At 50.9% G+C, this 11,966-nt stretch carries 13 protein-coding genes; 3 read left to right on the forward strand and 10 right to left on the reverse strand.

The genetic code is table 11. The annotated features are described in order from the left end of the window. Window positions 1-8 precede the first annotated feature (8 nt). From PsAD26_RS29960 to PsAD26_RS12805, 3 genes are all read right to left on the reverse strand, one after another. Window positions 9-365 carry a GFA family protein gene (locus PsAD26_RS29960; RefSeq protein WP_208985668.1) on the reverse strand — a complete coding sequence of 119 codons (357 nt, stop codon included), beginning with the start codon at window positions 363-365 and terminating at the stop codon, window positions 9-11. 86 nt (window positions 366-451) lie between these two features. Further along, complete coding sequence (locus tag PsAD26_RS29965; RefSeq protein ID WP_208860397.1) at window positions 452-808, reverse strand: GFA family protein; 357 nt, start codon at window positions 806-808, stop codon at window positions 452-454. Window positions 809-856: 48 nt separating this feature from the next. Next, window positions 857-2,407, reverse strand: a complete 1,551-nt coding sequence (locus tag PsAD26_RS12805) for a HAMP domain-containing sensor histidine kinase (RefSeq protein ID WP_275507198.1) — start codon at window positions 2,405-2,407, stop codon at window positions 857-859. Window positions 2,408-2,611: 204 nt separating this feature from the next. Between PsAD26_RS12805 and PsAD26_RS12810 the strand changes: the two genes are divergently transcribed. The 3 genes from PsAD26_RS12810 (at window position 2,612) to PsAD26_RS12820 (ending at window position 4,596) form a co-directional block, all read left to right on the forward strand. Beyond that, window positions 2,612-3,256, forward strand: a complete 645-nt coding sequence (locus PsAD26_RS12810; protein WP_084403664.1) for a glutathione S-transferase — start codon at window positions 2,612-2,614, stop codon at window positions 3,254-3,256. A gap of 80 nt (window positions 3,257-3,336) precedes the next feature. Beyond that, window positions 3,337-3,870, forward strand: a complete 534-nt coding sequence (locus PsAD26_RS12815; protein WP_084403674.1) for a uracil-DNA glycosylase family protein — start codon at window positions 3,337-3,339, stop codon at window positions 3,868-3,870. A gap of 234 nt (window positions 3,871-4,104) precedes the next feature. Continuing rightward, the gene (locus PsAD26_RS12820) at window positions 4,105-4,596 is read left to right on the forward strand and encodes an Lrp/AsnC family transcriptional regulator (protein ID WP_057465982.1); all 492 of its coding nucleotides are present in this window, start codon (window positions 4,105-4,107) and stop codon (window positions 4,594-4,596) included. Window positions 4,597-4,660: 64 nt separating this feature from the next. Here PsAD26_RS12820 and PsAD26_RS12825 read toward each other — a convergent pair whose 3' ends face one another. The 7 genes from PsAD26_RS12825 to glp all read right to left on the reverse strand — a co-directional run bounded on the left by PsAD26_RS12825 (window position 4,661) and on the right by glp (window position 11,894). Beyond that, the gene (locus PsAD26_RS12825; protein WP_063310753.1) at window positions 4,661-5,542 is read right to left on the reverse strand and encodes an NAD(P)-dependent oxidoreductase; all 882 of its coding nucleotides are present in this window, start codon (window positions 5,540-5,542) and stop codon (window positions 4,661-4,663) included. Window positions 5,543-5,687: 145 nt separating this feature from the next. Then, window positions 5,688-6,605 (reverse strand): ABC transporter permease, encoded by a 918-nt coding sequence (locus tag PsAD26_RS12830; RefSeq protein WP_063310754.1) that lies wholly within the window; start codon window positions 6,603-6,605, stop codon window positions 5,688-5,690. Beyond that, a complete protein-coding gene (locus tag PsAD26_RS12835) occupies window positions 6,602-7,312 on the reverse strand; it encodes an ABC transporter permease (protein WP_063310755.1) in 711 nt (236 codons plus the stop codon). Before PsAD26_RS12835 ends, PsAD26_RS12830 begins: the two co-directional genes overlap by 4 nt. 77 nt (window positions 7,313-7,389) lie before the next feature. Then, window positions 7,390-8,166: a transporter substrate-binding domain-containing protein gene (locus PsAD26_RS12840; RefSeq protein WP_057465986.1), complete on the reverse strand. Its 777-nt coding sequence runs from the start codon at window positions 8,164-8,166 to the stop codon at window positions 7,390-7,392. 256 nt (window positions 8,167-8,422) lie between these two features. Next, window positions 8,423-9,199, reverse strand: a complete 777-nt coding sequence (locus tag PsAD26_RS12845; protein WP_063310903.1) for a transporter substrate-binding domain-containing protein — start codon at window positions 9,197-9,199, stop codon at window positions 8,423-8,425. A 417-nt stretch (window positions 9,200-9,616) separates the two neighbouring features. Continuing rightward, window positions 9,617-10,393 (reverse strand): transporter substrate-binding domain-containing protein, encoded by a 777-nt coding sequence (locus PsAD26_RS12850; RefSeq protein ID WP_063299081.1) that lies wholly within the window; start codon window positions 10,391-10,393, stop codon window positions 9,617-9,619. A 262-nt stretch (window positions 10,394-10,655) separates the two neighbouring features. After that, window positions 10,656-11,894: a gephyrin-like molybdotransferase Glp gene (gene glp, locus PsAD26_RS12855; protein WP_063310756.1), complete on the reverse strand. Its 1,239-nt coding sequence runs from the start codon at window positions 11,892-11,894 to the stop codon at window positions 10,656-10,658. Window positions 11,895-11,966 lie beyond the last annotated feature (72 nt).

Raw genomic sequence — 11,966 nt, forward strand, 5'->3', positions numbered from 1 at the left:
GAGCCGCGTTAATCGACAAAGCGCCATGTATCAGCGCCGTCAAAGTGGCGCACACGGATGTCCTTCACATCCTCGGCAGGCACCAGCCGTGTGTTCACAGCCATTTTATCCCCGTCAGGATCAACCGGCGCCCAATGCGTGGTGTTCCCGCACGTTTTGCAGGTATGGAACTCAAGGCCCTTGTCGCCCCACACATAAGCAAAGGTCGCGTCAGGTTCTTTCTCAATCGTCACATTCTTGGGCGACCCATGCGCCCAGATGGTGCCGTAGCGACGACAGGCAGAACAATTGCACTCCGTCAGCCACTCTGGATTTTCACGAAATTCAAATTTAACTGCACCGCAATGGCATGAGCCACGTAGCATGTGTTTCTCCCGGTAAATAATTGAAGCGTTATTCCGCAAACACAAGGCAAAACAAGTCGCGGGATCTCGCTGAAAATGAATGGGGTTTAATCCAGAAACTGCCCAGTATCAGCACCGTCAAGATGGCGGATAGGGATGTCTTTCACATCCTCAAACGGCACAAGACGGGTATTGACCGCCATGCGGTCATAGTCCTCATCCAGATCGGACCAGTGAGTGGTATTTCCGCAGGTTTTGCAGGTATGGAATGCAATCATCTTATCACCCCAAACGTAGGTGAATGTCGCATCCGGAGCTTTCTCAATGGTCACGTTCCTGGGCGATCCGTGTGCCCAAATGGTGCCGTACCGACGACAGGCAGAGCAGTTGCACTCTGTAAGCCATTCTGGATTTTCACGAAATTCGAACTTAACCGCACCGCAGTGGCATGAACCACGAAGCATACATTTCCCCCAATATACGCATCTAGAACAAATTAAGAACATATACCCTTAACCAGCACGAAGCAAGGGTTCTCTATCCTTGCGTGTACTCGGGTCTGGTTTTGGGATCGGGTCGATATGGCTCAACACGCGCTTGGCGGGTAGGGAGATTGTCGCCTGCGTTCCTTCACGCAGTCTGGAGGCAAGCTTGAACTCGCCCTCATGCATGTGCGCCAGTGCCTGCACAATGGAAAGACCAAGGCCAGTGCCTTGCTCCGCATCCTGAATGGCCTGCGTGCCCTGACCAAAAGCCTGCAATACGACAGGGATCTCTTCCTCAGGAATGCCAGCGCCAGTGTCGCTCACACTGATGTACTGACCACCAGCCCCATCAATGCCCACGTGTATGGAGATTTCCCCCTCAGGAGGCGTAAACTTCACAGCGTTGGTCAAAAGGTTCAAAACCATCTGGCGCAGGGCTTTTTCATCTGCCCAGACTTTGCTCAGGCCCTTCTCATAGACCTCATGGATTTCGATGTTCTTGGCCGCTGCCCGCATATGCATCATGTGCTTGCAGGCCGCTGCCACGTCACGCAGACAGACAGGTTCCTCCTGCAACTCATAACGGCCTGCCTCAATGCGCGACAGGTCCAGAATCTCATTGATCAGATTGAGCAGATGCTCACCGGACTGATTGATATCCTTGGAATAATCCAGATAGGTTTTGTTGTGCATCTGGCCAAGAACTTCGTCCTTCATCACCTCGGAGAACCCGAGAATCGCATTCAGAGGTGTGCGTAATTCGTGACTCATTGTCGCAAGAAAACGTGTCTTGGCGAGGTTCGCTTCCTCAGCACGGCGTCGTGCTTCCTGCGAAATTGCATTCACCTGTTCCATCTCGGAGATCAGGTGATCCTTCTCAGCGCGGTATTCCAGCAAGGTCAAAGCAGAGTTATGCAACTGCTTGCTGAGGATATAAAAGAACAGCTGCGCCCCAATCGCCATCATCCCCATCGCGTAATGAGGCATGCTGTCATACTGCCAGAAACTGAAGATCAGTGCCCCCGTAATCGGAGCAGTGGCAGCCAGCAAAGCGCCGGGGAGAGGGGACGACAACATGGTCGCCATGGCAATGACGATCAGCATGGTCGCGAACTGGAAGACGCCAAACCCGTAATCCGTGTTGAATTGCAGGTTTCCGATAAAAAATATAGCCCAAACAATGCCATAGAGCATGTCGCCGGCAAAAAGCTCTCTGCGAATTGAGCGCAGATCACCTTCCTGAGCTAAGCTTTTTTCCATTCGTTTTGTAGAAAGAAGAATAAGGGAGTGAGCGATCAGCATGGCCGCAAGCCAGCCTCCGGCCACTTCCACAGGAAGCCATACACTTGAGATGGTCGCAGCCACAATGGCGATCATCGGCATGGCGTAGGCCACGGACAATCTGTTCTTCACGAACATCAAAATAAGATCAGCTTCAAAACTGGGTCGCACGCCCTCTACGGTGCCAAGACGTTCGCGAGCATCCGTTACGGTACGTGCAACCTCGCGCCGGCGATTTGCTCGGGCACGATTAATAGTTGTTTTGTCCTTACTATTCTGCGACGATCCGTTGTTCATGTATTCTCGGCCTCTGTGTGCCAATAGATTGACGGGATACTTGCTCTTTTGACCAGAATGAACATGATCTCTTAAGATTGCTCTGATTCATAAGGTTAATGTTGGGTTTACAGGGTCTAAAAAATGCTAGGTTTTTGCCCCATTTTGGGACAGTTTCTCTTTTAGATTGTAGGGGCAACAGCTCGTGGTTGTTGGGAGGCACCGTTGAAACTTTATAGCCATAGGCAAGCGCCTAACCCTTTTCGCGTCACTCTGTTCCTTGCTGAGAAGGGCGTTAAGGTTAACACTGCCTACGTAGATTTCATGCATGGCGAATTGAAGGCAGATGAGTTTAAAGCGATCAATCCGTTTCAGCGATTGCCCGTGCTCGTGCTGGAGGATGGAACAGCGATATCCGAAAGCTGTGCCATTTGTCGTTACATAGAAGAAATGAACCCACTCAAGCCTTTGCTGGGCCAGACGGCCAAGGACAGGGCGCTGATTGAGATGTGGAACAGGCGTGCCGATCTGGGCTTATTGAACGAAGTTGCTCAGGTCTTTCGCCACACCAATCCTGCCATGGCACCGCTTGAGCAGCCACAGGTTAAAGAATGGGGCGAGGCCAACAGGCCAAAAGCGCTTGCAACGCTTGCCATTTTTGATGCGCAGCTGGCAAGCAATCGGTTTGTTGCTGGTGATCGGTATTCAATTGCTGACATCACATTATTCGCAGCAATCAACTTTGCCCGCGTAATTAAGCTGCAAGTCCCTGAGGAACTTGGTAATCTGCGTAGATGGTATGCAATGATGACAGAGCGTCCGGGAGTGCAGGCAGCGCTTCAGGTGATGAAAGAGACCTCCAGCGCTTAAGAGAGCGCATCGCCGCTTGCAGGGTCTGTGTGGAGCAGCCTATCCGCCAACCATTGCCTCACGAGCCAAGGCCCGTTGTTGTGCTGTCTTCAACAGCACGCATCGCCATATGCGGTCAGGCACCGGGAACACGCGTCCATGCCTCTGGAAAACCGTTTACAGACCCATCGGGAGATCGCCTGCGCGACTGGATGGGGATAGGTGAAGAGGTCTTCTACGACCCCGCAAAACTTGCAATTATCCCCATGGGCCTGTGTTTTCCGGGCTTGGACTCAAAAGGGGGCGATAAGCCGCCGAGGCCGGAATGCAAGAAGACCTGGCATCAAGAAATTTTCAGCAATATGCCACAGATTGAAACGCTGCTGGCAATAGGTGGCTACGCGCAGGCCTATCACATGCCCGAGCTCACCAAAAAACGCCTTTGGGAAACAATTGCTGATTTTCGATCAATCTGGGATAGGACAGTAGAGCGCCACGCCAAAGGCCTCGGCCCGCGCGTTCTCCCGCTCCCCCATCCGTCCTGGCGCAACAACGCCCACATAAAAAAACATCCCTGGTTCGAAAATGAGCTGCTTCCGCTCCTGAAAGAAGAAGTAAGCCGTCTTTTGAGCTGATTTGAGAGATTCTTTTTTTATGTGCCTATGAATATGGGATTGGTTTTCTTTGGCTCCTGCTGAAATCTATCTTGATGAAAATAAATTTCATGAAATTAATAGTGTGTAGAACGAAAACCTATATTCCTGCATAAATCTTGCTGTTTGAAGCTGGAATAACATTTCACATGACCTTATGCTTCCTGCAATGATTTTGCGCCAAACAATAATTCCGGTGGGAGATAGGGGTATAATATGATCGATAGGATCGACCGTCGCATTCTGTCCATTCTACAAGAAGACAGCACCATTCCCGTAGCTGAGATTGGTCGCCGCGTCGGCCTGTCAACCACCCCATGCTGGCGTCGTATCCAGAAGATGGAAGAGGACGGGGTCATCACCCGCCGCGTTGCTGTGCTTGACCCAAAGAAGGTCAACGCCAAAGTCACCGCCTTCGTCGCCATCACCACCAACGAACACACCGACGACTGGCTCCGCAAATTTGCCGATGTAATCCGCGAGTTTCCTGAGGTGGTGGAATTCTACCGCATGGCCGGTCAGGTGGACTACCTGCTGCGCGTTGCTGTGCCAGACATTGATGCCTACGATGACTTCTATAAGCGCCTGATTGCGAAGGTAAATATCGCAGACGTGTCCACGTCATTTGCGATGGAGCAGATCAAGTACACAACTGAACTGCCACTCTCTTACATAATCGCCGAAAAGCCAAAAGCAAACATGTCATAGGACCTGTTCGCCAAAGCTGAGAACTAAAAAAGCCCCGGTCATCTGATCGGGGCTTTGTGTTTTTTTATTTCTTGTCGGCGTTGTTCAGCCGGGCAATCAGGCTGGAGGTATCCCAGCGATTACCGCCCATGCCTTGAACCTCTGCGTAGAACTGATCCACCAGCGCGGTCACCGGCAAGCGTGCGCCAACCTCGTCAGCAGCTTCAAGACAGATCTTCAGATCCTTGCGCATCCAGTCCACTGCAAAGCCATGCTCGAACTCACCGTCACGCATGGTCTCCCAGCGGTTCTCCATCTGCCAGGACTGTGCAGCCCCGCCGCGTACCGCTGAAATGGCTTTCTCAACGTCAAGGCCGGACTTCTGTGCAAAGTGAATTGCCTCAGATAGCCCCTGCACCAGACCAGCAATACAAATCTGATTGACCATCTTGGTCTGCTGACCTGCTCCAACCGGACCCATCAATCCCGCAAACTTTGCAAAGCAATCGATGAATGGTTTTGCGCGATTGAAGACCTCTTCCTCACCGCCAATCATAACAGTCAGGACACCATTCTCAGCACCTGCCTGCCCACCAGACACAGGCGCGTCAAGGAAAGAAAATCCCCCCTTACGTGCAGCTTCATCCAGCTCGCGGGCCACCTGAGCAGAAGCCGTTGTATGGTCTACGAAGATAGCGCCAGCTTTCATGCCGTGAAATGCGCCGTTCTCGCCGGTCGTGACGGAGCGCAGGTCGTTGTCGTTGCCAACACAAGCAAAAACAACGTCACAGCCCTCAACGGCCTCCTGAGGGGTCAGAGCGAAGGAGCCATCGTATTCCTTGGCCCATGCCTCTGCTTTGGCTGTTGTCCGGTTGTAAACGGTAACGTCATGCCCACCACGTGAGGCCAGAAAACCCGCCATTGGGTATCCCATAACACCCAAACCAATAAACGCGACCTTTGCCATCGGACTATCCTTATAATCTTGAATCAGAGCGCAGCAACACTACCAGCTTCACCAGCAGATACCACGTAAATTCATGAGGTCTATCAATGAAAAAAGCGCAGGCTTTTGGACCTGCGCTTTCAAGTATTTGTCTCGGCCTATTGGTTTATCTTTTCAGATGGCGCGTCAAGCGAGCCTCAATACGGTCCCACGCCCGGCGCAATGCTTCCACCATCACAAGGTAGGCAATCGCAGCCCAAACATAGGCCTGGAAGTCATAGGTCCGTGAAAAGGCACGACGCGTTTCTCCCATAAGATCATAGATAGTGATGATCGCCACAATCGCGGAACCTTTGATCATCAAAATGATCTCATTGCCGTATGGACGCAGAGACACGATCAGAGCCTGCGGGAGAATAATTTTCCAAAAGGTCACCCATTTCGGCAGACCAAGCGCAGCCGCTGCTTCCCACTGTCCTTTCGCGATGTTCTCGATGGAACCACGTAGGATCTCAACCTGATAAGCGGCTGTATTCAGCGTGAACGCAAGCACTGCACAGTTCCATGCATCCCGGAAGAACCACCACAGATCAACGGACTGCAACGGAACACGGAAGGTACCTGCGCCGTAATAGATCAAGAACACCTGAGCCAGCAGCGGCGTGCCGCGGAAGAAGTAGACGTAACCGTATGCAATGCCGCCCAGAATACGGTTCTTACTCATCCGCATGAAGGTCATCGGAATGGAAAGCAAAACGCCCAGCAGCATGGAAAGGCCAACAAGCTTCAGCGTGATGATGAAGCCTGAAACGAATTTCTCACCGTACTTGGTCAGGAACTTCGCATTGTGGGTGAGGGAAACAGGCAGAAGGCCATCACCGCCAAACACCAATGCTACGCTGTTGGAATTCAACAGGAACCATACGATACCCAGACCACCTGCAATCCAAAGTGTCAGCCAGGTGGTGCCAACAATGCGCGTTGGTGTCCACGGACGGGACGTCGGAGACGGAGGAGGGGCTTTCGCCTGAATTGTCTGAGATTGAACGTAGCTTCCCGGAGCGCCGACAGAAACATCACTCATCTAGGGGTCTCCCCGCGTTTAGCCCATGCATCCAGACGGGAAATTCCACCGGAAGAAATGATCGCCAAAACAAGATAGATCGCACAAGCTACTGCAAAGAACAGGAATGGCTCTTTGGTGGTACGCGCTGCCATATTGGAATAGCGAATAATGTCCGCCAGACCGATAATGGAGACCAGAGAAGTCTCCTTCAGCAGAATGAGCCATAGATTGCTCAACGCAGGCAAAGACAAGCGAACGAGCTGCGGCAGGATAACCAGACGCATGGTCTGTACGTATCCCAGACCGAGCGCATTAGCACCTTCGTACTGGCCTTTGTTGATCGCGCGGAACGCAGAAAGGAAAGCTTCGGAGGCGTAGGAAGAAAACACAAGTGACAAGGCAATCATACCTGCCAAAAACGCGTTCACTTCAAAATAGAATTCTCCGAACAGTGCAAGCACTTGTTGGATGAGGATCTGACCACCGTAATAGACAAGGAAAAGGGTAAGAAGCTCAGGAAGTCCCCGAAAAATTGTAGTGTAAATGTTGGCTGCAGCGCGAAGAGAAGGCTCTTCGGACTTCTTCGCAAGCGCCAGCAGAAAACCTAAAAGCAAGCCAATGGGAAGGCTTGCTAACGCGAGAGAGACGGTCATGACAACGCCAAGTGCTATCTCGTCTCCCCAGCCCATGTCCCCAAAGGACAAGAGTGTGAAAATTTCATTCATTACGGGGATTGCCCCTATTCTTTTTAGAACGGCGGGAAACTGGTCCCGCCGTCAGAGTGTATTGCAGCTTGACGCCATCACTCTCCGTAGGCGTCAAAGTCGAAATATTTATCGTTGATCTCTTTGTACTTTCCATTCTCACGTAAAGCAATAACCGCTTTGGAGAATAGGTCTGCCAAGTCTTGGTCGTTCTTGCGAACGCCTACACCAACGCCTTCACCATGTATCTCTGGAATAGGTGACATGGTACCGAGCAGTTTACAGCAATTGCCTTCCTCTGACTTCAGCCAGTCAGAAAGAACAACTACGTCATCAACTGCAGCATCAAGTCTACCACTTTCCAAATCGAGTTTATATTCATCAGCAGTAGGGTACAGAGACACTTCTGATTTAGTCAAAATGTCTTCAGCAAACACTGCGTGTGTCGCGCCAACCTGCGCGCCTACAAGAGCACCAGACATTCCTTCAATAGAGGCTTCGGTGATCTTGCTATCGTTTGGTACTGCCACTCCCGGAGGGGTCTGGTAGTACTTCTCAGAGAACTGAATGCGCTGCTTCCGTTCTGGTGTGATGGACATGGATGCCATGATCGTGTCGTACTTGCCTGCAACGAGGCCCGGGATCAATCCATCCCAGTCAACCGGCATCCATTCACATTCAACCTTCAGTTCAGCGCAAAGCGCGTTGCCCAGTTCAATCTCAAAGCCAACCAACTTGCCATCGGCAGTGGTGTAGGCAAATGGAGGATACGAGGCTTCAGTACCAATTCGGACTTTGGTCCATTCCTTTGCCTGAACCTGAGTTGAAGCAAGAAGTGCGAGTGTTGCAACAGTGGCAAAGCGCATGAAGCCCATTTGTATTCCCCTTTTGTAAATTCTTGGCAGGGGGCATCAAGATGGCTCCCTGCACAGCCGGGGCGCATATTTAAATGGAAGAAAGAAAATTTCAACCTATTTGAGTAGGGCTGTCAGCAGTAAATAGCCAATTCATTCCATCTTGAGAGGAGTAAGTTTCCATTTTGATCAGTTTTGAGCATCGTTGTTCTACAAAACGGTGATGCATCACAGAAACTTTCCCCAGCTTCGAAGCTTTCTTGCCTCGTTTTAACTGTTACTCGCCAAATGCGTCCTGAGAGAAATACTTGTCATTGATCGTCTTGTAGGTGCCGTTTTCACGAATAGCGAGAATGGCTTGGGAAAAGCGATCCGCCAGCTCTTCCTGACCTTTACGAACGCCTACACCTATGCCCTGGCCGTGTAGCTCAGGCTGAATTGGCAGAGAGCCAATGATTTTACAGCAAGAACCTGCTTCAGAATCCACCCAGCTCTGCAAAACACCGAGATCATCAATCACAGCATCCAGACGACCGTTTTCGATGTCCAGCTTGTATTCTTCAGAGGTCGGGTACAGTGACACGTCAGCATCGGAGTAGATCTCTTCCGCCACAACAGAGTGCGTGGTACCGCCCTGTGCGCCAATCAGCAGGCCTTCCAGTGCTTCAGGAGTGATCTCGGAAACTGGAGAATCCTTAGGCACTGCAATGGTTGAGGGGGTGTTGTAATAGCTGCGAGAGAACGAAATGCGCTCAAGACGCTCTTCGGTGATGGACATGCTGGCGATGATCGCATCGTACTTTCCAGCAACCAGACCCGGGATCATGCCATCCCATTCCTGCGTGCCCCATTCACACTCAACCTTCATCTCAGCGCAAAGAGCATTGCCGATCTCAACGTCAAAACCAGTCAGAACACCGTCAGAACCTGTGAAGTTGAAGGGAGGGTAAGCGCCTTCTGTCGCAATACGCAGTTTGGTGATCTCATCTGCCTGAAGGGCTGAAGCAGCAGTGAAGCTCATAAGTGTCGCAAGCGCGATACGGGCAAAAGACATCCGTGCATCCTTGTTCTTTTTGGCAGAGTGGTTGTTTTGGTTGTGCTCTGCATTTGTTGCCAAGGACACTATAAAAAATGCGCAGGACTTCAACTGAAATAACGGAGATATCGGAAGAAAAATGCGCCATATGCCGTTATTGTGAAGTGATATCCGTTAATTCAACGGGTTATGTGGAGGGAATATTTCTCCCGCTTTCTGGGTTAAGTGAGAAAACTATGTCCCTTCACACTCAGAAGAGCGGATTTAGGCTTTCCCGGAATCAATTACAATTTGCCATTTTGAGAGACTAAATGAGCCATTCTGCCAAACTGGTGACTTTGATTGGTCAAATTGGCAAAATAAAACCCTCGGGCGCAACACACCCGAGGGTCTCAAAACCATCAGCTGATTAATCAGCTGAGTGCCAAGTTGTTCTTATTCGCCGTAAACGTCGAAGGAGAAGTACTTGTCATTGATTTCTTTGTACTTGCCGTTTGCACGCAGAGCAGCAATACCTTTGGTGAACAGAGCTGCAAGGTCTTCGTCGCCTTTACGAACGCCGATGCCTGCGCCTTTGCCATGGATCTCTTCAATGGACTGCATAGTGCCGAGGATCTTACAGCAAGAGCCCTGATCGGAATTGACCCACTCTGTCAGGACCATCACATCATCTACCGCTGCATCAACACGGCCATTCTCCAGATCCAGCTTATACTCTTCAGAGGTTGGATAAAGAGCAATGTCAGAACCGTTCAGGATCTCTTCAGCAAACTGAGAGTGCGTGGTGCTGCCCTGTGCGCCAAGACGAACGCCTTTGAGGCCTTCTGGAGAGGCTTCGCTCAACTCGGAATCTTTGCGTACTGCGATGCCTGGAGGAGTGTTGTAGTACTTCTCAGAGAAGGAGATCTTTTCCATACGCTCTGGAGTAATGGACATGGATGCAAGGATAGTGTCGTATTTGCCTGCAATCAGACCAGGGATGATGCCGTCCCAGTCCTGAGTGACCCATGTACACTCAAGCTTCAGCTCGTCACAAAGAGCATTGCCGATTTCAACATCAAAGCCAGTCAGTGTTCCGTCAGCGGTGGTATAGTTGAATGGAGGGTAGGCGCCTTCGGTGCCCATGCGAACCTTTGTCCATTCTTTTGCTTCCGCGCCAGAAACTGCTGCCAACGCAATTGCTGCTACTGCTGCCAAACGCATAATACGCATATTATGTCCCCGAATTAATTATCTTGGCAGGGTTTCTTTAGGTAGGCCCCTGCATAACCGGAGCTTATGTTTCACTAAAAGTATCCGTAGATCAACCTATATACTGGGCATATTAGGCTAATTAATAGCAAAATGACGATGCTTCATGGTAATATCTTGCAATATTTCGCAGCTTTGAGGGCAAACTTGTTAAAATTGCAACCAGTGATCTAGGCGTGGAAAAATGGCTCGCACGCGATTCTGAAAATGCGAGCCAGCAGAGTTACCCAAGGCTAATTTCATCAAAGCTGATGAACGGAACAAGATCACCTTTGCGAACAGAAGTTATATCTTCTTTCAACTCAATGAAGCCATCGGCGAACGTTAGAGAAGATAACAAGGCTGAACCGTCACTGTGAAACTTGGTCAATTTAAGAGTGCCATCTTCAACCACACGGCGACCGCGCAAAAACTCACGGCGTCCGGCTTTGCGGCCAGAAACCTCAAAATCCGCAGCAATGTATTGGCGCGGCGCTTCAATGAAGTCAGCTCCGGTAAGCGCTTCAATCAACGGGCGTGCAAGGAATGCGAAGGCGACAGTGGTTGCCACAGGATTGCCCGGAAGGCCGATAAAGATGCAATCAGGTAATTCGCCCACCATGAAGGGACGCCCGGGCTTAACAGCCAAGTGCCAGAAGGTGGTTTTGCCAAGCTTGGAAAGCGTTGTAGAGACGAAATCCTTATCACCACCTCCAGCACCGCCAGAGGTCAGGATCACATCACATTCTTTGGAGGCAGCTTCTAACGCATTCTCAATAACCTCACGCTGATCTGCCAAAATGCCAAGATCAACCAATTCAACCGGCAAATTGGCAAGCATGCCGCGCAGCAGGAAGTGGTTCGCGTCGAAGATTTGCCCGTCCTGCCGCGTTGTTCCCGGACGGATCAGTTCATTGCCCGTTGAAAATACACCAACCTTCAGCCTGCGGTATGTTTGGAGTTGGGCAATGCCGATGGAAGCAGCCGCAGCAATCTCCTGCGGGCGCAGCACAGTACCTGCCTTCACTATAGGTGCGCCTTTGGTCTGGTCTTCACCTTTGCGACGGATATTGCAGCCAATCGGGTAGCTCCGAGAGAGCTTTACGTGCCGCGCACCACCACTTACGCTCTCAGAACAATCTTCCTGTGGCACCACAAAATCAGCACCTTCCGGAACAGGCGCACCTGTAAAGATCCGCGCAGCTTCGCCAGCCTTAAGCGATGTTTCCGGCATGGAACCAGCAAATATCTCCATCACCACCGCAAAAGATGTCTGCCCTGATCCTCCTTGCGCAATTGCGTAGCCATCCATCGCAGAGTTATCAAGCGGAGGAAGGTCGCAGGTTGCAATTATATCTTCCGCAAGAACACGGCCATACGCCTCGTAAAGCGATGTTTCTTCTGCAGTGACTTTGCAGCGACCTAAACCTCGCAAATGAGAAAGGGCTTCGTCAAAGCTCAGACTGGGCGTTTTCGTGTTCATGTCTATTCCGGAAACTTGAGTGGGCGTGTTTCTTTATTTACCAGAGTCACGCCTTAGGATTTGGCAAAAATC

This window comes from Pseudovibrio sp. Ad26, from assembly GCF_001623285.1.
Taxonomy (GTDB): Bacteria; Pseudomonadota; Alphaproteobacteria; order Rhizobiales; family Stappiaceae; genus Pseudovibrio; species Pseudovibrio ascidiaceicola.

Coding starts and splice junctions, on each gene's coding strand:
- PsAD26_RS29960 (WP_208985668.1), bottom strand. CDS start 365: ATGCTACGTGGCTCATGCCATTGCGGTGCAGTTAAATTTGAATTTCGT.
- PsAD26_RS29965 (WP_208860397.1), bottom strand. CDS start 808: ATGCTTCGTGGTTCATGCCACTGCGGTGCGGTTAAGTTCGAATTTCGT.
- PsAD26_RS12805 (WP_275507198.1), bottom strand. CDS start 2,407: ATGAACAACGGATCGTCGCAGAATAGTAAGGACAAAACAACTATTAAT.
- PsAD26_RS12820 (WP_057465982.1), top strand. CDS start 4,105: ATGATCGATAGGATCGACCGTCGCATTCTGTCCATTCTACAAGAAGAC.
- PsAD26_RS12825 (WP_063310753.1), bottom strand. CDS start 5,542: ATGGCAAAGGTCGCGTTTATTGGTTTGGGTGTTATGGGATACCCAATG.
- PsAD26_RS12830 (WP_063310754.1), bottom strand. CDS start 6,605: ATGAGTGATGTTTCTGTCGGCGCTCCGGGAAGCTACGTTCAATCTCAG.
- PsAD26_RS12835 (WP_063310755.1), bottom strand. CDS start 7,312: ATGAATGAAATTTTCACACTCTTGTCCTTTGGGGACATGGGCTGGGGA.
- PsAD26_RS12840 (WP_057465986.1), bottom strand. CDS start 8,166: ATGGGCTTCATGCGCTTTGCCACTGTTGCAACACTCGCACTTCTTGCT.
- PsAD26_RS12845 (WP_063310903.1), bottom strand. CDS start 9,199: ATGTCTTTTGCCCGTATCGCGCTTGCGACACTTATGAGCTTCACTGCT.
- PsAD26_RS12850 (WP_063299081.1), bottom strand. CDS start 10,393: ATGCGTATTATGCGTTTGGCAGCAGTAGCAGCAATTGCGTTGGCAGCA.
- glp (WP_063310756.1), bottom strand. CDS start 11,894: ATGAACACGAAAACGCCCAGTCTGAGCTTTGACGAAGCCCTTTCTCAT.